The organism is Streptomyces sp. NPDC002623 (assembly GCF_053592635.1).
In genome coordinates this window covers 182435-205735 of record NZ_JBSFWB010000012.1, presented here as the reverse complement: position 1 = coordinate 205735, position 23301 = coordinate 182435, and the positions used below count along the sequence as shown (strand labels likewise).

The window sequence follows — 23301 nt, the reverse complement described above, 5'->3', positions numbered from 1 at the left end:
CCCGCCGCCTCGCGAGGCAACCGGCGCTCTCGCGACATCCGGTACGCCCCGGAACTGCCATTCCTCGGCGCCGACATCAGCGCAGCCTTGGTTGGCTCGCCGTCCCCGACGCCGAACTGGCAATCTCGGTACCTCAACGAGTTCATGGACCTCTGCGAGGGCCCTTGAGCGGTACTCAGGTAAGTCCTGCCCATGGCGGGACAGTTGAGGGAGTTCACATCTTCTTTGTCCAGGTCGACACTGGTGCCGTCGGTGACGGTGAGGTCCCTCCCCCGCGGGGTGACGGACGCCCGTGCGCCCCCGGCGAACGGGGCAGCTGAGTTCGGCGGTATATCGGGCGATCGCGGCGAGGCCGCGGGCGCCGGCGAGTGCGGCCAGGGTGCACAGTGCGAGCATCGGGCTCGGCGGGGTCGAGGAACGCGACCGCATCGTGGTCGCGGTGGCGCTCGAGCGCGGTGATCGAGGACGATGGCATCGGAAGCGGTTGTTGTTGATGAGGCGTCAGACACCTTGATCATCAACGACCGCTTCCGCCGTTCTCCGACCGGCCCCCAAGCGCGCTCACCTACGGAGTCTCGGCCACCATCGGCTCGGAGGTGGCACCCCAGCGGTTCACCGTCGGGGACCTGGTCCACGACCGTCGGCACTTCTCGCTGGACCTGGCGACACCGGAGTCCGCCGGGCCGGTGATCTCCGTCGCCCTCCGCCCCGGGGACCGCACCCTGTACGCCGTCCGCATCCACGCCCTCGATCAGGCCAGAGAGGAGGTTTGGGACACTGCTTCGGGCCGCCGAACGGCCGACTTCGCCGGCCTGACCGGCGCGCTCGCCTTCACCGCCGACGGCTCCCGCCTCGCGGCGGGCGATCAGACCGGCCGCGTGGCCCTCTGGCACGGAACGCTGAGCCGCCGCGAGGATGTCCTGCGGAACGTCTTCACCAAGCTCTTGGACGAAATCCCGGAGGCGGTCAGCGCTGTCGCGTTCAGCCCCGACGGCCGCACGCTGGCGGTCGGCGGCGACCAGGGCACGCTCCAGCTCCGGGACATCCCCACCCGGCAGCCCCTCGGCGGCCCGCTGATCACGCCCGGCGAGCGCATCGACACGCTCGCCTTCGGTGCGGGCAGCGGCACGCTGTACGCGGTCAGCGCGCATGTCCCCTTCCAGCGCTACACAGTGGCCCCCGCCCGCGTCGTACCCCAGGTCTGCGCCCGCGCGGGCACCGATCTCACGGCGGCGCAAGGGCGTACGTACATCCCGGATGTGCCCTACCGCCGGATGTGCCCTACCGCCGGGTGTGCGGCGACGCCGGGGCCGGCTCCCGCTGACGCATCCCCGGCCGACGGTCGGAGCCGAGCGGTGCAGTCTCGTCCTGGCTCGCAGTGGCCGAAGGACCGCCGGGTGCCGGAGCGTCCGTCACGGTCCACGACATCCCCGCCTCCATTGCCGTCGACGAGGAAGGGGTGGGCCACGCCCCTGACCCCGCCGCCAGGCAGGTCCTTTGGACTCCGGACGAGGCCGAACGACGCGTTGGAAGTGATCAGGGGGTGCCTGCGGTCTCGGGCACACCGTGCGTTCTGCGGTAGCGGCCGGGCGAAGTGCCGTACTCGCGGGTGAAGGCCCTGACGAACGTGAACTCCGAGGCGTAGCCGCATTGCCCGGCGATGGTGCGAAGGTTGGCATCGGTTTGGGTGAGCGCCTGGCCGGCGAGTGTCATGCGCCACCAGGTCAGGTAGGCCAGCGGAGGCTGGCCCACGATCGCGGTGAACCGCTGCGCGAAGGCCGCGCGTGAGAGGCCGGCTTCCGCCCCGAGTGTCTCTACGGTCCACGGATGTGCAGGTCGGTCGTGGATGGCGTGCAGAGCGGCACTGATCGCGGGATCGGCGAGGGCAGCGGCCCAGCCGCTGGACGCGGTCCTGGCCTGATCGGTCAGGCAGGCCCGCATGACGTAGAGCAGGAGGGTGTCGAGCAGCGAGGGCAAGATCGCGTCCGAGCCCGGGCCGGGCCGCTCCAGCTCGCGGCCCAGGAGCTCGACGGCCGAGCGCAGTTCGGGGTATGTGCCGATGTTGGCCGGCAGGTGGATGAGGTCGGGCAGCCCGCTCAGCAACGGGTGCTCCCGGGTGCGCTTGAGCCGGTAAGCGCCGCAGAGGATGCGGGTGGTTGCGCCGGTGCCGTTCAGCTCCCCGTTGAGGGCCCATTGGCCGTCGGGCTGCTGCACGATGTCGGTCAGCGGCGTCTTGGGGTCGTCGGCGAGGCCGTGCGCGGTGCCGTGCGGCCGCAGGACCACGTCGCCGGCGCCTAGTGCGACCGGTGCATCGCCGTCGCCGTCGCCGGGCAGCAGCCAGCACGAACCACGCAAAACGATGTGGAACGCGACGCCGTCTCTGGCGGCGAAGGCTAGTCCCCACGGCGCGCAGGCCGTTGACAGAAAGGACTCCGGCCGCCCACTGCGCATGGCAGTGATCGCCTCACTCAGCACGTCCACGCATCGACTATAGCCACAGATCCGAGCAGGAGGACGGACGGCAAAGTTCCGAGGACTCCAGGCCATTGGGCGTCCAACCGTGCGCGCCTATCGTCGACGTGTGGCTGATCGACGCAGGCCAGACGCCTGCTCGCCACACCTGCCACAGCCCGTCATCAGCTGCGGCCGAGCCGGGCTGGTGTCCACGTCAAGGAGATCGTCATGAAACTCACCGTCCTCGGCGCCACCGGCCCCACCGGCCGGCAGATCCTCGAACAGGCTCTCAGCGCCGGCCATGAGGTCACCGTCCTGGTCCGTAGCCTCGACCGGCTTCCGGAGGCTGCGCGCGACCGGGTGACCGTCGTGACCGGCGACGCCACCCGGGCCGCAGACGTTGAGCGGGCCCTGGCCGGAAGTGAGGTGGTGATCTCGGCTCTGGGGTCCGGCAACGACTTCAAGTCCGATATCGCCAGCCGCGCCGCCCAGGCGCTCGTCCCCGCCGCCAAGGCCGCAGACACCAAGCGAGTGGTCGTGCTCTCCGCGCTCGGTTCGGGCCCGACCTCCACTCACGCGTCCACGGTGCCCAGGCTCTTCGGCCGGCTGCTGATGGGCACGGTCATGGCCGACAAGGCCGTTGCCGACGATCTGATCAAAGCCAGTGGACTGGACTGGACTCTGGTCCGTCCGGCGGTTCTCACCAACGGGCCTCACACCGGCTCGTACAAGGCCGTCACCGTCCCTGACCGCAAGGTCGGCGACCGTGTCAGCCGCGCCGACGTAGCAGACTTCATGCTGCGGGCCGCCACCGACGACGCCTGGTCACGCCGTGACGCCATACTGCTCAGCAAGTGAGCATGGGTGTGGCTGGTCCAGCACCTCGGTATTGGGCGTACGCCGCGGCCCCCTTACGAGCCTTGTCGCTCTCGTGTGCGGTCGAGCAACCTGCCCCTTCGGCCAGGCAGAACCGTCAGAAGGGATAGCAGGGCGCGAAGTCGTTGCGTCCCAGAATGAAGGCGTCACCCGCGGTCCGTCTCCTCGGCGGCGTACGCGTGTACGGCGGAAGGTCAGATATGTGAAGGCTACACGCATGCGCCCGTCAACTGCCGAAGAGGTTATGGAGCCGGGCGCGGTCGTCGGCTGCTACTGGTTCCGTGATGACTGAAAAGGACAGGACGCATGACGTTGGTGAATGGGTGGGTGGATGTGCACGCACACTTCTTGCCGCCGCTCAGCAAAGAGCAACGCCTCAAGCAGTGGGAAGGCATGCGCGCGCAGCGCTTCCTGGCGCCGCAGCCGTATTACTGGAGTCCGGAGTCCGCCTTGGACTACATGGACCGGACCGGTATCGCCATGCAGCTGCTCAGCAACATCCACACCCCCTCGCTGCAGGCATTGCGTGATTCCAACGACTACGCGGCGAAGATCGTCGCGGACCATCCGACCAGGTTCGGGTTGTTGGCAGCGCTCCCCACCGACGATCCCGAGGCGTCGCTGGCCGAGATCGAACGGACCCAGTCGGACCTGCACGCTGACGGGTACACGGTGAGCGCCCGGTACAACGGCGTGTTTCTCGGCGACGAGCGGCTGGAACCGGTGTGGGCCGAGCTGAACCGCCGCCGTGCGGTTGTCTTCGCCCACCCGAATACGATCGCGCCGGCGCAACTCGGTCTCCCCGCCGTCATGATGGAGGTTGCGTTCGAGACCGCCCGGAGCGTGGTCGACATGCTCTACGCCGGGGTGTTCCGCCGATACCCTGACCTGACCGTGATTCTCGCCCACGGCGGTGGAGCTCTGCCCGCGATGAGTGGACGGCTGGGGCAGTTGGGGGCGGAGCCCTGGGTGCCGAACGCGCAGAACATCACCCGGGACGAGATTCGCGAGCATCTGTCCAGGCTGTACCTGGACACCGGCAACGCGGGAGCCGACGCCAGTCTCGCGCCGGCGCTCGCCATGGTCCCGCGTGACCACCTGATCTATGGCTCCGACAGCGGCGCGCCGTGCAACACGGACGAGACCTTGGCAAACAACATCCGGGCGCTCCGCGACTCCCGCGTACTCGTCGAAGGTGAGGCCGACCAACTCGGCTACCGGGGCTGGGACTTGTTCCCGACCGCCAGCCGCCGCGCCGGCAGAAGCTGAGCCGCTGGCCAAGCGGCCTGAAGGGGACTCGGAGCGGAGCCGCGGCATTCGCGGAAAGAGCACACGCCCTGGTAGCCGCAGTGCCCTCACCGGAGCCGACTGCCAGGGCTTGGCCGCCCGTCCCGGCCGATCGATCGGCGATTCCTTGTCGGAGAAGGCGATCTGGGGCCACGGCGCCACAACCGCGCTGATGCCCGCGTCCAATACCAAACTCGCCACCGCGACAGCCGCGTTGACCGTTCTCGGCCCCGACCACAGGTTCACCACCAAGGTCGTCTACGGCGACGGCACGCTCACCCTCGTCGGCGGGGGCGACCGCCCCGTCACCACCGACGGGCTCGACGCGCTGGCCGAGACCGCCGTCTCGGGCCTGAAGAACGCCGGTGTGACCTCCGTGAAGGTCCGCGTCGACGACAGTCTCTTCCCCGAGCCCGCTCTCGCCACCGGCTGGAGCACCGGCTACTACCCTGATTCGGTCGCGCCGGTGCGGCCGCTGGTAGTGGACGGACACGCTGTCACGGACACCTCGCTGGACGCGGGACAGGTCTTCGCGAGGCTCCTCGCACACAGGGGCGTCACCTTCGCCTGCTCCACCTCTCCGGCGGCCGACTGCGGCTGACCAACCGGGACGGCACAGGGCGCCGTACCCTCCCCGTCCCGCTGGCTGCCGCCCCGCACCGACGTGACCCGCGTACACGCCGGACGGCTGTGGGACGGCACCGGGGAAACCGTCCGTGAGGACGTCGACATCGTCATCACCGGGCACCGCATCACCGCCGTCGAACGGCACCCCTCCGGGGCGGGGCGAGCGGGGGAACGCCGGATCGACGCCTCCGGCTCCACCGTCATCCCCGGCCTGTGGGACTCCCACACCCACCCGTACCAGAACATCTACGGCGGGCGTCAGTCCAGCCTCATGCTCGCCTACGGCATCACCACCAACGTGTCCCTGGGCGGCTTCGCCTATGAGCAAGCACGCCTGCGCGAAGCCGCGGACAGCGGCGCCATTGCGGGGCCGCGGCTGCTCACCACCGGCGAACTCATCGACGGGAGCCGGGTCGCGTACAGCATGGGCCGTGCCCACAGCACCTCCGAAGGCCTGCGACGCACCCTCCAACGCGCTGTCGCGCTCGACTACGACTTCGTCAAGACCTACGTCCGTGCCCCCGCCCGGGTCATGGCGGAGGCGGCCCGCACCGCCCACGAGAGGCTCGGCGTCCCCGCCGGAAGCCACCTGCTGACGCCCGGCATCCAGGTCGGCCTGGACCTGACGACCCATCTGACGGCGACCCAGCGCCAGGAGTACGGCCGCTCCGTGTCCACGGCTGGACACACCTACGAGGACGTGCACGAGATCTACCGCGGCGGCCGCTTCGAGATCATCATCACGCCCTTCACCGCCCTCTGCCTGCTCGGGGACGACCCTGCCCTGGCCGACGACCCCCGGGTGACCACCCTCATGCCCCCATGGGACACCGTCACCGTGAAGGCCCTGGCAAAGGCCCGGCCCACCGAGGAGCAACTACGGCAACTGCGCATGGAGATGGCCACCTATGGGCGGATCGTCGCCGACGGCGGCACGCTCGCCCTGGGGACCGACTCCCCTCTGGCCCCCATCGGTCTCCAGGTCCACCTCGGCCTGCGCGCCCTCCACCGGTACGCCGGTCTGTCCCTCGCCCAGGCCCTGCGCACCGCCACTGTCGTGCCCGCCCGGATGTTCGGCGTCGAGGACGACCTGGGCACCGCGGAACCCGGCAAGCTGGCCGACCTCACGGTCATCGACGGCAACCCGTTCCAGGACTTCACCGATCTGACGCGGGTGTCCTGGGTGATGCGCGACGGCATCGTGCACCGTCTGAAGGACGTGGTCGGCCCCCATCACCTCACCGCCGCCCCGGCGGACGGTGACAGTGAGTACTGGCATGCGGTCGGCCACATCATCCGCCGCGAAAGCTGCTGCGCGACCTGACCGTCCCGGCACCGTACGCAGGCGACGGTCGTCACGCGGTCTCGACGGTCCGCTGCGAGCGCACGATCATTGCGAGACGCCCGGGAATGGCTGCCGACTCGTGCGGTGTGTGCGGTGCTGACGCTTGGGCGATTCGGCCAGGAGGACACGGGCAGACGGGCGGCACGTCGTAGCTCCGGTTCGGCACGGCGACTTGAGAGGTCACCCTTCGGACAGCCCTGTCGGCCGGGGCGGGCCGCTCCCGGTCAGCGGGGAGCATGATCGAAGGGACGCCCGACGGCGTTGACGAGACTCAGCCCGCTGACATCGGTGGCACCGCCGTTCTTCAGCCGCGACACGATCGGGGCCTGGTCCTCGGCCACCGCCCGGCGGCGTTGCGCGGACTTCGTGTGCATCGGCAGACCGGCGTGCTGGTCGCGCAGCACGACGATGACCCGTTGCGAGGCACCCGCAGGGGTGCTCCTGCTCATCGCCGCAGCAGAGGCGTCGGGCGCCGTGACTGTGACAGCCAACGAGAGGGCACTCACGAGGATCCTTCCCCTGAGCGCCCTTTCTTTTCTGGTGTTCATTCAGCTCTCCGCTGAGGGTGGGGGGCGTTGCTTCGCGGGATGCGGCGGTGGCGGGCGCCAGTTACTGCCGAGGCATGGCTGTGAGGCACCCCGTTCGTGGGCGAGGGCGGCTGCCTCCCCGTGGGTGCTGACGCAAACGGGACCTGGCGGGGAAATGCGATGGCCATGGCACGTGCCTGCGCCGCGGCTTGCGGCGCGGCCGGCGATCCTGGCGAGCAGGGCCTGTGAGTCGAGATGCGCCGGAGTAGGAAGCTGCAGCAGGATGCCCGGGACGGCCTCGTCCGCTGCGAGTTCGTCGATTCAGCGACCCCACTGTGGCAAGGTCGACGTCACTGTCCAGGTGCGATGGTGGCCGACCAGGCCGGCGGAGGTGTCAGCAAGCTTTTGAGCCTCGACCCGGTCACCGCGAGCTGTTCACATATCGCGGTCTACGTAGGGGAGTTGACCGCGCGACGGTACCGGCGGAGTGTGACGTGGTCTCGATCGACTCCGGGGCGGGTCGGCGTACGTGTTCCCGGCGAGGGGGGGGCTCGCCGGGAAACCGCACAGCACAGTACGGGCGGACCATACGCATCACCGGGAGTTGCGCGCTGTCGGTCACGATGGTGATGCTGATCGGCGTGTCTCCAGGTCAGCCGTACAGCGCCACGCGCGGTTGCACCGTACCCGCAGCACCGGGAGCGATCACGGTGACCCGGTACCGCTCCGTGAGCGTCTCGCCTGGACGCAGGGTGTGCTGTGCAGCCACGAGGTCGGTGAACAGCGTTCCGGTCTGGCTGCCCACAGACACCACCTCTCGGTAACCGTCCGCGCCCCGCCGCTCGACCTTGATGTCTGCGGGTGCCAGGTAGGGACCGGCATCCGGCGACTCCACGAGGATCTGTGGGGCAACGACCTGGTCGACCGACGAGTCGTTGCGGTAGGACACCGTGAACGTGTGCGACTGTCCTGCCGCAGGGAGAGCCCTGGTGGGAGCGTCCAAGAAGTCGACGGGAACCAAGGCCGTCGCCGAAGTCGAGGCGACGGGGGCCGCGCTCGCCAGGGCGGGCGATGCCCCGGCCACGCCGATGCCGACCAGTGCGGCGGTAAGGGCCAAGGTCGCCCTCCCGAGACGGTGGTTGGTCGATGACACTTGCTCAGTCCTCCTGATGTGGTTGCGTGGGTTTGCTGGTTGACCGATTCCAGCCCATCGGGGGCGAATGCCTTGTCAGCTTCCTACTGTTCCCCTTCGCAGACGCCCTCGACAGCGAACTTCTGGTAGAGGTGCGGGTAGGCGACGGTGCCTGCGGGGTAGTTCCCCAGGTGCGTGGCGAACTCCGGCGTGTCGAACGCGGTGCGGAGATGCTCGGTGGATTGCCAGACCGCGACGTTGGTGAAGAGCCGGCTGCCGCCGACGCCGCGGTACAGCTGCACCGAGAGAAGGCCCCCCGCCTTCTTCATGTACATCGCGTCGTCCCTCCAGGCGGCCACCACCTCGTCCTCCTTGCCTTCCGGGGCGACGAACGTGTTGATGATGGTGACCGGGCCGGTCTTCTCCCCCTGCTGGTCGAGGAACTGGGTGGACTCGTCGAGACTGCCAAATTTGAGCATGATTCCTCCATGAGGAGCGGAAGTGGTTCCCGTGAACCTGCGGAAATTCTAGGAACCATTGAATGGGATGGCGTGACCGGAATGATGGACCGCCAACTTTCGAAAGAACATAGCACCTATCCAATGCCCGGACGGCCAACAATTCGGGGATTGGGGGTACGGGCGGTGAATTCTTTACTCTCCGCTTTCCCCTATTCTTTCTGCCTATTCTTTCTGCCTATCCATTGAGCCTGGCCGACAGGAGCAGTGGAAGCGCCCGTTCGACTCGCGCGACCGAGGCAGGCGGCTCGCAGGCCGATAACGTGGGCGGGTGTCGCTCACCGCCGATGGCACGGGCTATGCGGCGCCCCATTGGTGGGCGAGTGCGGCTGCCTCGCCGCGGGTGCTGACGCCCAGTTTGCCGATGATCTTCGCGACGTGGAACTTCACCGTCGACTCGCTGATGTGCAGTGTCTGGGCGATATCGCGGTTGCGGCGGCCGCGGGCCAGCTGGCCCAGCACCTCCAGCTCCCGTGCGCCGAGCGTGGTCAGTGGGTCCTGGCGGGGAGTGCTGGGCGATGCGATAGGGATCTCGAGGGTCACCGTCGTGCCCCATCCCGGCATGGCGTCCACGTCGAGCCGCCCGCCGAGTGGTGCCAGGCGCTCGGTGACACGGCGGGCGTCGAGGGCGCTGCGGGAGAGGGTGCCGGGCCCGTTGTCCCGCACGGTGGCGCGCAGTTCGTTTGCGCCGACCTTCCAGCCGACGTGGACGCGGTGCTCTCCGTCACCGCCGTGACCGTGGTCCTGGTCGTCCAGTGACGCGTGGACGGTGGCCCGCACGACGGCGAGCGCCGTGTGGGTGACGTCGGCGGGCAGCACCCGGTCCGCGCCTTCCTCCGCGCCGGGCGGTCCGAGCTCCAGCTGTATCCCGCGGGCGCCCAGGACCCGGCGCAGCGACACCGCCAGCCGTTCGAAGGCGTCGCCGACCCGCTCCTCCATCAGCACCCGGTCGAGTTCGACCCGTGAGCGCAGTTCGGCGAGGGCGGAGACGGCGAGGTCGACGGCGCGCGTACGGGCGTTCGTGTCGTCCAGGGCGCGGTCGCGCAGGATGCCGAGCAGGGTGGTCAGCGCGGCCCCGTGTGCGTCGCGGAGTTCGGCGATGGCAACGGCACGTGCCGCGGCCGCGGCACGCGAAGCGGCCAGCGATCCTGGCAGCGCCTCGCTGCGCAGACCCTCCCGGTACGCGGTCACCAAGTCCCACAGCGCCTGGGCGGACGCCACATGCTCCTCCGGCACGGAAGTGTCCTCGCTTCGTACGAGGACCAGCAGTGCGCCCTGCCCGGTGATGTCGCTGGCCAGAGCCAGCACGGGCACGTCGACGCCGGCCATCCGCGCCAGCCCCTGCCAGCTTCCCCTCGCCGGCAACAGCGGCCGCAGCCTGGCCAGGTCGTCGGCGACGATGGTGAAGCCGGGCCTGCCCGGGTACTCGCCCTGGGCCTTGAACGGCGAGAGCGAGCAGTTGCCGGACAGTTGGGCGATCGCTCGGTGCGGAATCGCCTTCGCCGTGGCGGTGGAAAGGAGCTGCAGGTGCTCGGACAGCGGCGCCTGGATCAGCTCGACTGCGGCCATCAGGTCCATGCCCGTCAGCGTAATCAGCAGGCCTCTCCCACCGGATCGTCCTTTCGGCCAGTTGGAACCGTCCGAAAGTACGGCTACGCCCGAGCCGCCCCGCCGGAAGCTGGATGCGTTGTTCACGATCGGCCGCTGCCACAGCGGCCTGACGCATACGGTACGACGGGAAGTGACAGGCATGAAGGCGATCTCGTACGAGGAGTACGGCGGTCCGGTGCAGGCATCGGCCAGGTGTTCGCAGTTGTCCAGCACCACGAGGGTCTGCCGCTCGGCAAGGTGTCGCGCGAGTTGGTCCAGGACGGGTCACGGGCCCAGGTCGGGCATTCCCGGCGCGGTCGCGGCCATCCCTGCCACCGCGGCCGGTCCCGTACCGGGGCCAGGTCCACCAGCCAGGTGCCATCGGGGAAGGACTTCGCCGAGATCGTGGCCGCTTACAGGACGAGCCGTGTCTTGCCCACTCCGCCCGCTCCGGTGAGCGTGAGAAGGCGGGTCGTCCCGAGAAGGCGGTCGATTTCAGCGAGGTCGTGGTGCCTGCCCACGAACGTGGTCAAGGGGGCAGGCAGACTGCCCACAGAGGGTTTCTGGGTGATCATGGCCGTTTTCGCCTTCCAGCGGATCGCAGTCGTCCGGGGTCACCACGGACGTCCGCCGGTGGCGGCAGCACGCTCCGTCGCGGGCGCGTGGAGCGAGTCGGGGCGGCCGGTCCTGACCGGTAGCAGTTCGGCGATACCGACAGTGCGCCGAAGCAGGCGTATGGGCAGGCCAAAACCAGATCGCTTGAGGACCTGGAGTATCTCCGGCGCGCGGATTTACGTGGAATCTGCCGCCTTCATGCGCACAGAGTGCGGGCGGGGGCTAGGGGGTGGTCTGGGTCGGTGTGTTTTTTGGGCTGGTGGTCCAGGAGGCGAGGAGGTGGAGTCGTTCGTGGGTGGCGGTGCCGGGTTCGGCGTTCCAGATGATGATGTGCTGGTCGGGGTCGGTGCCGCAGGTGAGGGTGTTCCAGTCGAGGGTGAGTTCTCCGACGACGGGGTGGTGGAGTTTTTTGATGCCTTTACCGCGGGTGGCGACGTCGTGTTCGGTCCACCACCGGCGGAATTGTGGGTCGTGGGCGGAGAGTTCTTCGACGAGGGTGGTCAGGGGCTGGTCGTTGGGGTAGCGGGCGCTTTCCATGCGGAGTTGGGCGATGGCGAGGCGGGTGACTTCTTCCCAGTCGGCGTAGAGGGTGCGCATCCAGGGTTCGGTGATCAGGAGGCGGACGAAGATGCGCTGGTGTTCGGGGTAGCGGTCGAAGTCGGTCCACAGGGCGGCGGCGAGTTGGTTCCAGGCGAGGATGTCGGTGCGTCGGCCGATGACGAATGCGGGGGAGGCGGTGAGGTCGTCGAGCATGCGTTGCAGCTGTGGGTCGACCTGCTGGCGTGGGTGCGTGGCGGGGGGTTGTGTGCGTTCTTTGGCGGCGAGGCCGAGGAGGTAGGTGCGCTGGTCGTTGTTGAGGCGCAGGACCTTGGCGATCTCGTTGAGGAGGGGGGTGGATGCGTGGAGGCGGCCTTGTTCGATGCGGGTGTAGTACTCGGTGCTGATGGCGGCGAGGAGGGCTACTTCTTCTCGGCGCAGGCCGCTGACGCGTCGTCGTGGTCCGCCGCGCAGGCCGACGTCCGCGGGGTTCAGATCGGCGCGGCGGGCCTTGAGGAACTCACCCAGCTCGTTCAGATGAGGGTTGCGCTGCATGACCTCCAGCCTGGCACAAACTTCACATCTTGTGAGGGGTAAAGATCCCTACCCTGCCTGTTCGGCCAGCTGGCGACAGGCCCCTCGGTCCTGTGGTCGGTCTTGGATCAGCTCAGCGCTTCGACCGGTTCCTGGGCCGCGAGGGTCTGGGCCCCGCTGTCGATACGTCACGGCTCCTGGACCGCGTCGGCCACCTCGTCGAGAGGAGTCCTCGGCTGTGCGGTTTTCTCGGGCCCCAGCCTCTCGGCGATCCGGTACTCGATCTGCATAATCCCGGCGTCGGCATCGCGCAGTGACGCCCGGCCGGCGTCGGTGAGATGGAGCTCCCGAACGTGCCGATGGCGCGAGTGCGGGCGGCGTTCCAGCTGGCCCCGCTCCTCCAGGCGTGCGACCTGGGTGGCCATCGCCTGCGGGGTGATGCCGAGGCGGCGGGCCAGTTCGGCTCCGGTCAGGCCGGGGGCGGTGTGGACGCACATCAGCAGGCAGTGCAGGCTTGCGCCGCACGTCCCTCCCCTTACCAATGCCTTAATGCTCATTATCTTCATGTTCATGGAACTTGGATGGAAAGAGGCGGGGTCATGAGCACGGACGTGATCGTGGTGGGCGGTGGCCCGGTAGGGCTGCTGACGGCCGCCTTACCGGACGCGGCTGGTGCCGACGTAGAGGTGTATGAGCGCAGTCGGGAGTTCGAGCGGCACTTCAAAGGGCTGACCCTGCATCCCGCACGCTCGAAGTGCTCGGTCGGCCGGCGGACGGCGACGGCAGGCGGCTCAGCGAGGTGCTGGTGGCGCAAGGGCTGGGTCACCCGCAGCTTCTCCCCGGACGACCGCCGTTCCGTGCTGGTCACGCTGACCCCGGCAGGCGTCGAACGCGCGCTCGAAGTGTTCGCCGTGAAGACCCAGGCGGAGGAATCACTCCTGGCCGCGCTCTCCCGACCGCTCAGAGTCGCCTCAACGACGATCTCCGCACCGTCCTGCTCTCCCTGGAAGGCTCGGCCTGATCCCACAGGCCATGGCGGTGTCGGACGGCTGCTGCCACGGCGGACGCCGACTCCGAGCGGAGCGACCTTTTCGGCCAGGTCGACGTCCGGGACGACCTCGCCGCCATCACCGTTTGCCTTTCGGTCGCCCCGACCACCGACGACCGGCTCACTTCCACCTCACCGCGGGCACCGAGTTCGTCGAGCACGACTCGGTGGAGTTTGGCCCACACCCGAGCCTGCGACCACTCGCTGAACCGCCGGTGGGCCGTTGCCCCTGACAAGCCGAAAGACGCTGCCGGCAGCTGCTGCCATGTACAGCCCGACGTTGCCCCACCCGCTGGAACAGCTCCCACAGCTCCCACAGCTCATCCGGCACCAGCCGCTCAACGATCCCCACGAACTGCCGCGCCTACGGCTTGCTTCGGCAGTCCGTCTCGGTCCAGATCGCCGGGAGGTCACGGCAGACGATGGTGAGTGTGCCGTCCCAGCAGGCGACTTCGTGGCTGCAGCCGTCCCTGTGAGGCAGGATCTCGTCGAGAATCACAGCCCCGAGGGCAGTCCCTCGGTCCTCGTCCGCAGGGTCGATGAGGAAGCTGGACACCCCTGTGTAGCGGATAACCAGGTCTCGGTCATGCTTCCAGCAGTTGTGCTGGAACTCGACCTCCGTCTCCTCACCGCCGGTGCCCCGGACCGCCCGAAGCGTCAGGTCCTTTACACATCGCCCGCTCCGGAAGTCGTAGTGGTCCGTGTCAGTGGCGAAGGGCCGAGCACCCGGCGGCAGATCACCAGAGATCGAGGGCAGATGGTCCAGACAGCGAGCCGGGTCCAAGACCCCTGACAGGTCGCCGACCTGCGCATCGAGATTGACGTACCGACCAACCTGGCCAGCAGTCACGGCAGACACCGTTGCAGCACTAAGCGGCCTGCCCTGCCCAGCTCATGAGGCCGGGCAAGGCAGGTGTCGTTCGCCCGTGCCGCTTGGCGAAGCGTCGGCGAATCGTCCGGTCGCCCCGCTTCTGCGAGGTGAGACGACGGGAGGCAAGGTCGCGCTCCGTGTCCCGGTGATCTGACGGCTCAGTCCTCGGTGAACTCCTTCTGGACGCAGACCTCACCGGGCCCGTTCCAGCACAGCTTCATCAAGTACTTGGCCGCATACGGAACGACGTTGTAGTCGAAGTAGTCGCAACCGGCGTCGCCACCGTCCGACTTCGTCTCCTTCAACTGCCACCCGGCCACGTACGTGTAGAGCTTCCCGGTGACCCCGTGCCCATCGGCCCGCTTGTCGCACACCCGGAAGGTGTCGGGGTCGGGGTCGAGGTGGGTCATGGTACCGATGGTGTTTCCGCTGCGCTTCAGCGTCAGCGTGGTGTCGGCGGCACTGGCGGAGCCGGTCGCCCCGACGACGAGGGCGATGGCTCCGGCCATGGCGAGGGCTCCACGAACGACTGGATACTTCCGCATCGCATCTCCTGATGATGTGTTCACGACGTTGGGCGATCAACCCTAGTGCTGCAACGGTGTCTGCCGTGACTGCCGGCCAGGTTGGTCGTTGGTGTGGCTCTGGGTGGGGACCTTGCTGAGGCGCGTGTGTGGGCGAGTGAGTTGGATGCGGTGCACGGGCGGTTCGTGCACCGGTTCAGCCGGTCGGAGCCGCGGGAGTCGGCGCTGGCCTATATGCGGGGCCTGATCGCTCCGTTGCAGCGCAAGAACGGCTGGACGCTGGCGGAGGAGGCCGGCCATAGCGGTCCGGACCGCATCCAGAGGATGCTGAACCGGATCGAGTGGGACGCCGACCAAGTCCTCGACGACGTACGCCGCTACGTGGTCGACAATCTCGGCGACCGGGAGGCGGTGCTCATCGCCGACGACACGGGCTTCCTGAAGAAGGGCACCCGCTCGGCAGGAGTGCAGCGACAGTACCCCGGCACCCCGGGCCGCACGGAGAACTCCCAGACCGGCGTCTTCCTCGCCTACGCCGCCGACCGCGGGCACACCCTGATCGACCGGCGGCTCTACCTGCCCACGTCATGGACGGACGACCGGGAACGCTGCCGCCGGGCCGGCATCGCCGACGAGGTCGCCTACGAGACGAAGGCGGCCATGGCCAAGGCGATGGTCCGCAAGGCGATCGCCGACAGGATTCCCTTCGCCTGGGTGACCGCGGACGCCGCCTACGGGTTCAGCAAGGGCTGGCGCCTCGAACTCGAGCAGGCCGACGTCTTCCACGTCATGGCCACGACCCGGCACGACACCGTCGTCACCCGCTGGGCGCCCGACCACCCCGTCCACGACCTGTTCCCCGGCCTGCCACGGCAGAAGTGGAAACGCCGTTCCTGCGGCGAGGGAGCACACGGCCGGCGGATCTACGACTGGGCCCGTGCCGAGGTCAGACCCCGGCACCGCGAAGACCGCCGGCACTGGGCCATCGCCCGCCGCAGCATCAGCCGACCCGGGGAGATCTCCTACTACATCGCCTACTGCCCCGCCGACACCACCCTGGACGAGCTCGTACGCATCGCGGGCAGCCGCTGGGCGGCGGAAGAGTGCTTCCAGACCGCGAAACAGGAATGCGGCCTGGACGACTACCAGGTCCGCCGCTATCCCGGCTGGCACCGCCACATGACCCTGGCCATGGCCGCCCACGCCTGCCTCACCGTCCTGCACGCCCGCGAACTCGACGCCGACAAAGCAGAAACGGATCCTCCCAGCTCATCCACCTCAGCCTCGCCGAGATACGACGACTGATCACCCGCCTCACCCACAGACGCCCCACCCCCATCAACCACACCCTGCACTGGCCGACGTGGCGCCGCCGACGCCAGCACTCATGAGGTGGGTGATGACCTGCTCAGAGAACGCCGAAGAAGTCCACCATCTTGGGGATCGCCTGATCGACGTACTCGGGAACGTCGTACATCGCGATGTGAGTCGCCCCGTCGACGACGAACAACTCCTTCGGTCCCTTGGAGAGCTCGTAGGCCTGGTCGCTGAACACCTTCGTGTCCGCCTTGCTCCCGGCGATGAGGAGCAGCGGCTGGGTCAGCAGTTCCGGGATCTGGTCGAACGCCGAGAAAGCGAACATCCGGTCCATACTGGTCAGCAGGAAGCGGCCCTTGGAATGGGGGTGCTGACCTCGGGGCGTCCGGTAGTAGTCGTACCCCTCGCGCAGGAGATCCGGCGTGTTCTCGTCGATGTCTTCCAGCTTTTCCGGAACGAACGGTTGGTAGAGCGGCTCTGCTCCGTTGGCCTCCGCCGTGCGCTGCTTGGCGACCATCTCCAGTGCTGCGATCTGCTCGGCCACCGGGGTGGGATGTCCCAGGAAAGCCCGGGAACCCTCGCCCATGGGAGCTGCGCTGACAGTGGCCACTGCCTTGAAGCGACGCTCGGTCTGGGCCACGCTGATTGCGTAGCCGCCGCCGGCGCAGATGCCGAAGACTCCCATCCGGTCGACGTCCACATACGGGAGAGTGGTGAGGAAGTCGGCCGCGCAGCGGGCGTCCTCCACCCGGATCGTCGGGTCCTCCAGGAGGCGGGGCTCGCCACCGCTCGCACCCTGGTACGAGGAGTCGTAGACCACTGTGACGAATCCGTGGGCGGCCAGCCTCGCGGCATACTGACCGATGGTCTGTTCCTTCACGCCGCCGGCCGGATGAATGCCGACGAGTGCCGGATACTTCTTGTCCTCGCTGAAGCTGTCCGGCAGGTGAAGGTGCGCGGAAATTTCAACTGCCTTGTTTCTGAACGAAACGGTTTCGACCATGGCGTCTTCCCTTTTCTCGCCCGGGCCCGTCACCAGGCGGCTCGTCCGCCATTTTTCGCCGTGGCCGAGATGAAGTCCACTCGTGGTGGGGGGAAGAAACTTTCCCCTGGATACCTTTCTCAGGCGTTCATCCCGGGGGACGAGTCAGGATCCGGGTTTTGGACGAAGCCGGTCTGATAGGCGATCGCGACGAGTTGGGCGCGGCCGCGGACGCCGAGCTTGGTCATGATGTGGTTCACGTGCGTCTTGGCGGTCGAGCGCGAAATGCGCAGCCGCTCGGCGATCAGATCATTGGAAAGTCCGGTGGCCACGAGCCCGAACACTTCCCGCTCGCGTTCGGTCAGGAGCCTGAATTCCGGGGCCGAAATGCCGGTCAGGTCGGGAGTGGCGAGGTAATGGGATCCGGCAAGGTCTTCGTCCGCCGAGATGGCGCGCGTGGCAGCGAGGCCGTCCGTACCAGGCATCCTGATGTTCATCAGCACGACGTCGGCACGGCTGCTGCGGGCGAGCATGACCGCTTCCTGACCGGTCGCCGCCTCCCCGGCGACCTCCAGGTCCGGTTCAGACTCGATGAGCGCGCGGAAACCGGTGCGGATGAGAGCCTGCTCATCGGCGAGCAGAACGCGGACGGTCATCCCCGGCTCACCTGGCCCTGAGGGTGGCCGCGGCAGCATCGAGCACACGCGGGTGAGTGCCGGCCGACCGCCGCAGCGACGCCGAACTGGTCACGACTTCACAGCCGAGCCCGACACGTGCGCTGAGGTCCCGCACTTCCGCTCGCCGGGCGGACCGTCGTGCAGCCGCGTCTCCTGGGCGGCTGACGGCTCGTTTCACCGTCTTGTCCTCGGAAACAGCTGCTGGGCGTTGGCGGTCGTCAGGGAACGCCAAGTGGTCCCGGCCACCGGTGAGTCGGCTGCGTCGATCGCGGCGATATGAGCGTCGGCCAGCGGTGAGGGCGTCCAGCAGTAGTCGCTGCCGAACAGTACGCGGTCCGGATCGACGAGTTCGAGCAGCGCCGGGACCTGACGGGGGAAGGCGGTGCCCGCCATGTCGTAGTAGAGGCCGCGGAGCTGCTGCACCGCGTCGGAGGCGGGCGCACTGCCCGCAGGCAGGAACAGCCGCATGAACTCGTTGATCCGGTCGGCAAGGACCGGGACCGCGCCGCCGCAGTGCGGGATGATCACGCGCATGTTCGGGTGGCGTGTCAGCACGCCCGCCATCACCAGGTCCGTCACGGTGCGGGCCGTGTCGAAGATGTACTCGACCATCGGTCGCGGCCTGCCGAGTGCCGACTGTTCCCAGCACACCGGTGAGGTGGGGTGCAGGAAGACCACGGCCCCTCTGCGGTCGAGTTCCGCGAAGACCGGCTCGAGGCGCTGGTCGCCGAGGTAGACACCGTGCGTGTGGGTCAGCAACGCCACGCCGTCGGCGTCGAGTTCGTCGAAGGCGAAGGCGATCTCCTCCAGGGCGCCCTCGACGTCCGGCAGAGGAAGCGACACGAAGTTGCCGAAGCGGCCGGGGTGCTCGCGGCTCATCTCGGCGGCGTACTCGTTGACGCGCCGGGCGAGCAGGCGGGCCGCCTTGTCGTCGCCGAAGTGCACACCGGGGGACGACATGGACAGCATCGCGGTGTCGATGCCGTTGCGGCCCATCAGGTCCAGGTGGGCCTGCACGGACCACGACGGCCACCCACCCATGCCGTCCGGGTGGGCATGGCCGGCAGCCGTTGCCTGCTGAACGTAGAAGTCGGGGAGGAGGTGGGCGTGAACGTCAATGAGTCCGTACGGCATCGCGGCCGGATCCTTTCTGGTGGGCGGGGGTGTCGAGGTCACGTGGGCGGCCGGCCTACTCGGCCTGCCCGCCTCCGGCCAGCCGCACCTCTTCGTTGTCCAAGGCGGCCTGGAGCCGACGCAGCACGGTGTCGTCGATCTCCTTCTCGTCCCGCAGACGGACGACCGTTGCCCGCTTGTGGGCGATGAGGGAGAGGCGGAGTTCGGTGTAGTGGCGGTTCTGGAGCAGGGCGGGGTGGTCCTCGGAGCCGGCGCCTCTGGCCCGTACGGTCGCCAGATTGGCCTCGTACTCCTGGCGCAGCCACTCCACGACCTTCGGGGTGGTCCCCTGTTCGGCGGCGAGTCGCGGCAGCGCCTTGATGGCCTCCTCGGTCGCCGTGGTCTCGGCGAGGATCTCCTCCTCGTCGACGGAGGTGTCGGGCGGCAGCCGGGCCCAGCGCACCACGCGCGGCAGCAGCAGTCCCTGTCCCACGAGCGTGACGACGATGACGCCGGAGGTGACGAAGACGATGAAGGCGCGGTCCGGGAAGGGCGCGCCCGAATCGAGGGTCTCCGGCACGGAGAGCGCGACGGCGAGCGACACCGCGCCCCGGAAGCCGGCGAACCCACTGACGACGCGGGCCCGGTGGCTGATTCTGAGCAGCCGCTGTCGGGGGCGCCGGTCGAGAGCGCGGATCAGGTAGGCGGAGGCGAACAGGAACGCGAACCGGACCGCGACCAGCACCACGCTGACCACTCCGATCGCGATCAGGGCGTTCCGCAGGTCGGAGTGGCTCAAGTGGCGCAGCGCGTACTGGAGTTCCACACCGACCAGGACGAACAGGGCGCCGTTGATGATGAAGGTGGCCAGCGGCCAGAAGGCAAGCGCCTGGCGGCGGTGCTCGGCACGGATGATGCTGGGAGCCACCTGGGCCATGATGAGACCGCTCACCACCACCGCGAGGACACCCGAGGCGTGGATGAACTCGGCGAGCAGGTACGCCGTGAACGGCGCGAGGATCATGACGAGGTTGCCGAGCAGGGGGTCGTCCAGTCGGCGTCGCAGGTTCATGTTGACCCAGGCGACCGCCACGCCGACCGCCGCACCGCCGCCGTACGCCAGCAGGAACAGTGCTCCGACGTGGGGAACGGTGAGATGCTCCTCGCCGACGGTCAGACCGACCGCCAGGCCGAAGATGACCAGAGCGGTGCCGTCGTTGACGAGACTTTCCGCGCGCAGGACGGTGATCTGGCGACGCGGCAGGGAGCCGGCCAGAGCGCCGACGGCTGTGGCGTCGGTGGGAGCCACGGCCGCGCCCAGCGCCCACGCCGGTCCCCACGGGAGTCCGAGCGCGTGACCGGCGATGGCCACGGCGCCCGCGGTGAGGATCACCAGGACCGTGCTGAGCAGGACGATGCCGCGCAGGTTGGAACGGATCTCCCGCATGGACGTGGTCAGGCTCTCCCAGTAGAGCAACACCGGGAGGAACAGCAACAGAACGACTTCGGGAGGGAGTTGGGTCTGGCGGACGGCGGGGACGAGACCGAGGAGTGCGCCCACAACAAGGAGCACGACGGGCGGCGCGACGCGGAAGCGCCGGCCCAGGACGTTGCCCAGCAGCACGGCCGCACCGAGGACGACGACGAGTTCGAGACCGAGCATGGGGCTTACTCCTGGGAACTGGCTGTCGGCGGGGGCTGAGAGCCCGCCACCGCGATCGTCTTGGTCATCTGGGCACCAGCCGCAGCGTCGTCGAGCGTGCCGCCACCAGGGGGTTGACGTACGAGTCCCCGAAGCGGCCGTACTTCGTGCGATACGCCGTGTCGACGCGTTCGTTGGTCGGTCAGGCGGGAGTGGTGGTGAGCGGCTCACCTAGGTGGGTCCGGGTGATGCCCAGCGAGTCCTCGAAGACGCGGTAGTCGGTGATCAGGCCGTCGGCGACGGTGAAACGCAGGACCATCTCGCTGTCGAGTACCTGTCCCGAGGGGTGGAAGCGGGAGGTGTACCGGCCGGGTACCAGTACGCGTCCGTCGGCCTCCACCATGGTCCCCAGTGCGAACGCGAGTGGCTCGACGGCCGCGAAGAACGCGGCGAGGGACTGCCGGATCTCCTCCGGCCCGGTGCGGCTTCCGGCCCAGGGGGTCAGTGCCGGGTCGCCCGGGATCGTCCAGGTCGCGCCGGGCGCGAAGTGGGTGAGGATGCGCTCCGTGTCGCGCGTGCCGAAGGCCTCGAAGTACGTCTCCACAGTGGCGATCGCTTCGCTGGTCATGGGTGTCCGGTCCGTTCTGTTTCGGTGTGGCCGAGGGGGGCGGGCGTGGCGGGTCCGCCGCCCGCCACCGCCGGGGCTTCACGTCAGGGACGCAGCAGCGTCTTGATGGCGCGGCGTTCGTCCATGGCCTTGTAGCCTTCGGCCGCCTCGTCCAGGGGCAGGGTGAGGTCGAAGACCTTGCCAGGGTTGATACGGCCGCTGAAGACACGGTCGATCAGGTCGGGAAGATAGGCGCGCACGGGGGCGGGGCCACCGCGCAGACCGACGTGGGAGAAGAAGAGCTCCTGGCCGTCGATCTGTGTGCCGTGCGGAAAGCCGACGAAGCCGACGTTGCCTCCCGGGCGTGCGGACTGCAGGCCCTGGCGCATCGACTCCTGTGTGCCGACGCACTCGAGGACCGAGTCGGCGCCGATGCCGTTCGTCAGTTCCTTCACGCGGGCGACGCCTTCCTCGCCTCGCTCGGTGACGATGTCGGTGGCGCCGAACTCCAGGGCGAGCTTCTGCCGGGACTCGTGCCGGCTCATGGCGATGATGCGCTCGGCGCCCAGTTCCTTGGCGGCGATGACACCGGACAGGCCCACCGCGCCGTCGCCGACGACGACGACGGTCGAACCGGGTTTGACCTCGGCGGCCTTGGCGGCGTACCAGCCGGTGCCCATGACGTCGGACAGGGTCAGCAGGCTCGGGATCAGCTCCTCGGCCGGCTGCTCGGGGGTGGTGACCAGGGTGCCGTCGGCGAGGGGGACACGGACGTACTCGGCCTGGGCGCCCGTCACCCACTGCGCGTGCCGGCAGGAGGTGTGGTAGCCGGCCTGGCAGATCGGGCAGGTGTTGTCGGAGGCGACGAAGGAGCCGATGACGAACTGGCCCGGCCTCACGCTGGAGACGTCGCTGCCGACCTCCTCGACGATGCCGACGTACTCGTGGCCGATCGGTTGCGGCTCGGCGACCGGCAGGACACCCCGGTAGCTCCACAGGTCGGAGCCGCATACACAGGCGGCGACGGTGCGGATGACCGCGTCCGTCGAAGCCGTGATCTTCGGCTCGGGGGCGTTCTCCACACGGATGTCACCCGGCGCGTGAATGATGGTTGCTCGCATGGTGCCTTCCCAGCTCTTGTCGTGTCTGTCGTGGTGTCAGGGGCGGGTACGGGTGCTGACGCGCGGGCCGTTGCAGTCGTCGTCGGTGACGTGTTCGAGCCAGGTGGCGTCGTCCGTCTCCCAGAGGGCGAGATGGGCCATGAACCGGTCGGGCGCGGCGCCGTGCCAGTGCTCCTCACCCGGGGGCGTGTGGATGACGTTGGTGCTGCCGCCGGACCCTGCGGTGGCGGTGTGTGTCGGTGGGGTAGTGCGGGCGATGTGGGGTACCTGCGGCCGGGAGGCGTCAGTCGCCGGACTGGCCGGACTTCTCCACGATCTCCTTGAGCTGGGTCATCGCGGTCATGGCGTTGGGCCATCCGGCGTAGAAGGCCAAGTGGGTGATGGCCTCGACGAGCTCGTCTTTGGTGACACCGTTCTCCAGCGCCCTGCCGAGGTGGAAGCCGAGCTGGTCGGTCCGGTACAGGGAGGCGAGAGCGGTGACGGTGACCAGGCTGCGGTCGCGCGGGGAGAGGCCCGGCCGCTCCCAGACGTCGCCGAACAGGACGGTGTCGGTCACCTCCGCGAGCTTGGGGGCGAACTCCTGGATGGCCGGCGGCGCGAACTTCTTCCGTTCGGACATGGGGTGGTGCTCCTTCGCGTTCTCGGACCGCAGGTGCGCACCGCGCGCCGTGCAGTAGTACTCGTGCTCCTGCCGGAGATGGGACTTCCTCGGCACGAGGCGTTCGAGGCGATGGGGCCGGCCGAGGGCCTCGTCCGTACGGAGAAGGCCGGCGCGGGCGTCCAGATCTCGGAAGGCGGCCGGGGCCTGCGCCGCCGAGGCAGTCGCGCAGCAGGCTGCCGATGCAAGCGGCGCTGACTGTCCCACGGCCCTGACGCGCTGGTCGCTGATGGCGGCGTACACCGCATGGCCGCCGCCGGTGGAGATGCCCAGCGCACCGATGCGGTCGGGGTCGACGTCGTTCCGGGTGCTCAGGTGCCTGACGGCGTTCTTGATGGCCTGGGCTCGCTGGAAGGCGAAGCCGTGCTCGGTCAGTCGGCGGGCGTAGAGTCCGGCGGTCCGCTCCATCACCTCGTCCCACGGGTGGATGACCACGATCGCAGGCAGCTGGTGCCCGGCGCGGGCGGCGGGCGGGTGCAGGTGACCGGCCGGCACGAGGCCATTGCTGACGAAGGTGACGTCCGTCCGCACTGTCTCTGCTCGCCTCCTCCGCCTGCCGCAGGGACATACGGAATATCGGTACCATTCGAAAAAGATTCCGGCCCGGGGTGGCTGTGTCTCCTGTTCGGGTGAATGCTCTCCCTGGGCCGATTCCGGGCACCGAACATGCCATCGACCCTGCCACCTTCGCGGGAACCC

General features: G+C 68.6%; 22 protein-coding genes and 3 pseudogenes. 7 read left to right on the top strand and 18 right to left on the bottom strand.

Annotated features, from left to right (window positions below):
* The first annotated feature begins 596 nt into the window (after positions 1-596).
* Positions 597-1613, top strand: a complete 1017-nt coding sequence (locus ACWD4O_RS23405; RefSeq protein WP_451282460.1) for a hypothetical protein — start codon at positions 597-599, stop codon at positions 1611-1613.
* On the opposite strand, the gene ACWD4O_RS23400 is transcribed toward ACWD4O_RS23405, so the two are convergent.
* On the bottom strand, positions 1537-2481 hold the full coding sequence (locus ACWD4O_RS23400; protein WP_451282458.1) for an AraC family transcriptional regulator: 945 nt from the start codon (positions 2479-2481) through the stop codon (positions 1537-1539). The genes ACWD4O_RS23405 and ACWD4O_RS23400 overlap by 77 nt on opposite strands.
* 201 nt (positions 2482-2682) lie before the next feature.
* Here ACWD4O_RS23400 and ACWD4O_RS23395 point away from each other — a divergent pair, with 201 nt between their 5' ends.
* The 4 genes and pseudogenes from ACWD4O_RS23395 (at position 2683) to ACWD4O_RS23380 (ending at position 6568) form a co-directional block, all read left to right on the top strand.
* Positions 2683-3312 (top strand): NAD(P)-dependent oxidoreductase, encoded by a 630-nt coding sequence (locus tag ACWD4O_RS23395; protein WP_451282456.1) that lies wholly within the window; start codon positions 2683-2685, stop codon positions 3310-3312.
* 324 nt (positions 3313-3636) lie between these two features.
* Positions 3637-4599, top strand: coding sequence for an amidohydrolase family protein (locus tag ACWD4O_RS23390; protein WP_451282454.1), 963 nt, complete (start codon positions 3637-3639; stop codon positions 4597-4599).
* Positions 4526-5179: pseudogene (locus ACWD4O_RS23385) on the top strand (D-alanyl-D-alanine carboxypeptidase); the annotation flags it as partial. The gene ACWD4O_RS23390 and the pseudogene ACWD4O_RS23385, both read left to right, overlap by 74 nt.
* 102 nt (positions 5180-5281) lie before the next feature.
* Entirely contained in the window at positions 5282-6568 is a 1287-nt protein-coding gene (locus tag ACWD4O_RS23380) for an amidohydrolase family protein (protein WP_451282452.1), read from the top strand.
* Positions 6569-6813: 245 nt separating this feature from the next.
* Here ACWD4O_RS23380 and ACWD4O_RS23375 read toward each other — a convergent pair whose 3' ends face one another.
* From ACWD4O_RS23375 to ACWD4O_RS23350, 6 genes are all read right to left on the bottom strand, one after another.
* Positions 6814-7038: a hypothetical protein gene (locus tag ACWD4O_RS23375; protein ID WP_451282450.1), complete on the bottom strand. Its 225-nt coding sequence runs from the start codon at positions 7036-7038 to the stop codon at positions 6814-6816.
* A gap of 730 nt (positions 7039-7768) precedes the next feature.
* The gene (locus ACWD4O_RS23370) at positions 7769-8233 is read right to left on the bottom strand and encodes a signal peptide protein (protein ID WP_451282448.1); all 465 of its coding nucleotides are present in this window, start codon (positions 8231-8233) and stop codon (positions 7769-7771) included.
* Positions 8234-8352: 119 nt separating this feature from the next.
* On the bottom strand, positions 8353-8727 hold the full coding sequence (locus tag ACWD4O_RS23365; protein WP_351915327.1) for an antibiotic biosynthesis monooxygenase family protein: 375 nt from the start codon (positions 8725-8727) through the stop codon (positions 8353-8355).
* 336 nt (positions 8728-9063) lie between these two features.
* The gene (locus ACWD4O_RS23360) at positions 9064-10344 is read right to left on the bottom strand and encodes a LuxR C-terminal-related transcriptional regulator (RefSeq protein WP_451282446.1); all 1281 of its coding nucleotides are present in this window, start codon (positions 10342-10344) and stop codon (positions 9064-9066) included.
* An 849-nt stretch (positions 10345-11193) separates the two neighbouring features.
* Complete coding sequence (locus ACWD4O_RS23355) at positions 11194-12063, bottom strand: helix-turn-helix domain-containing protein (protein ID WP_451282445.1); 870 nt, start codon at positions 12061-12063, stop codon at positions 11194-11196.
* A gap of 167 nt (positions 12064-12230) precedes the next feature.
* Positions 12231-12539, bottom strand: a complete 309-nt coding sequence (locus ACWD4O_RS23350; RefSeq protein ID WP_451282443.1) for a MarR family winged helix-turn-helix transcriptional regulator — start codon at positions 12537-12539, stop codon at positions 12231-12233.
* An 84-nt stretch (positions 12540-12623) separates the two neighbouring features.
* On the opposite strand from ACWD4O_RS23350, the gene ACWD4O_RS23345 reads away from it, so the two are divergent.
* A complete protein-coding gene (locus ACWD4O_RS23345) occupies positions 12624-13298 on the top strand; it encodes an FAD-dependent monooxygenase (RefSeq protein ID WP_451282582.1) in 675 nt (224 codons plus the stop codon).
* On the opposite strand, the pseudogene ACWD4O_RS23340 reads toward ACWD4O_RS23345, so the two are convergent.
* From ACWD4O_RS23340 to ACWD4O_RS23330, 3 genes and pseudogenes are all read right to left on the bottom strand, one after another.
* Positions 13180-13442 (bottom strand): annotated as a pseudogene (locus tag ACWD4O_RS23340) (transposase); the annotation flags it as partial. The gene ACWD4O_RS23345 and the pseudogene ACWD4O_RS23340 overlap by 119 nt on opposite strands.
* Positions 13443-13454: 12 nt before the next feature.
* Positions 13455-13940, bottom strand: coding sequence for a hypothetical protein (locus tag ACWD4O_RS23335; RefSeq protein WP_451282441.1), 486 nt, complete (start codon positions 13938-13940; stop codon positions 13455-13457).
* Positions 13941-14119: 179 nt separating this feature from the next.
* Positions 14120-14506 (bottom strand): hypothetical protein, encoded by a 387-nt coding sequence (locus ACWD4O_RS23330; RefSeq protein ID WP_451282440.1) that lies wholly within the window; start codon positions 14504-14506, stop codon positions 14120-14122.
* A gap of 99 nt (positions 14507-14605) precedes the next feature.
* Here ACWD4O_RS23330 and ACWD4O_RS23325 point away from each other — a divergent pair, with 99 nt between their 5' ends.
* Entirely contained in the window at positions 14606-15790 is a 1185-nt protein-coding gene (locus ACWD4O_RS23325) for an IS701 family transposase (RefSeq protein ID WP_451282580.1), read from the top strand.
* Positions 15791-15893: 103 nt separating this feature from the next.
* On the opposite strand, the gene ACWD4O_RS23320 is transcribed toward ACWD4O_RS23325, so the two are convergent.
* The 8 genes and pseudogenes from ACWD4O_RS23320 to ACWD4O_RS23285 form a co-directional block, all read right to left on the bottom strand.
* Positions 15894-16805 (bottom strand): alpha/beta hydrolase, encoded by a 912-nt coding sequence (locus ACWD4O_RS23320; protein WP_451282438.1) that lies wholly within the window; start codon positions 16803-16805, stop codon positions 15894-15896.
* A gap of 119 nt (positions 16806-16924) precedes the next feature.
* Positions 16925-17440 (bottom strand): response regulator transcription factor, encoded by a 516-nt coding sequence (locus tag ACWD4O_RS23315; RefSeq protein WP_451282436.1) that lies wholly within the window; start codon positions 17438-17440, stop codon positions 16925-16927.
* Positions 17441-17635: 195 nt separating this feature from the next.
* The gene (locus ACWD4O_RS23310) at positions 17636-18595 is read right to left on the bottom strand and encodes an amidohydrolase family protein (protein WP_451282434.1); all 960 of its coding nucleotides are present in this window, start codon (positions 18593-18595) and stop codon (positions 17636-17638) included.
* 55 nt (positions 18596-18650) lie between these two features.
* Entirely contained in the window at positions 18651-20237 is a 1587-nt protein-coding gene (locus ACWD4O_RS23305) for a Na+/H+ antiporter (protein ID WP_451282432.1), read from the bottom strand.
* 64 nt (positions 20238-20301) lie between these two features.
* Positions 20302-20403: pseudogene (locus ACWD4O_RS23300) on the bottom strand (DUF2255 family protein); the annotation flags it as partial.
* Positions 20404-20418: 15 nt separating this feature from the next.
* The gene (locus ACWD4O_RS23295; RefSeq protein WP_451282431.1) at positions 20419-20844 is read right to left on the bottom strand and encodes a nuclear transport factor 2 family protein; all 426 of its coding nucleotides are present in this window, start codon (positions 20842-20844) and stop codon (positions 20419-20421) included.
* Positions 20845-20927: 83 nt separating this feature from the next.
* Positions 20928-21944, bottom strand: a complete 1017-nt coding sequence (locus ACWD4O_RS23290) for a zinc-dependent alcohol dehydrogenase family protein (protein WP_451282430.1) — start codon at positions 21942-21944, stop codon at positions 20928-20930.
* A gap of 283 nt (positions 21945-22227) precedes the next feature.
* A complete protein-coding gene (locus tag ACWD4O_RS23285; RefSeq protein ID WP_451282578.1) occupies positions 22228-22563 on the bottom strand; it encodes a carboxymuconolactone decarboxylase family protein in 336 nt (111 codons plus the stop codon).
* Positions 22564-23301: the final 738 nt, after the last annotated feature.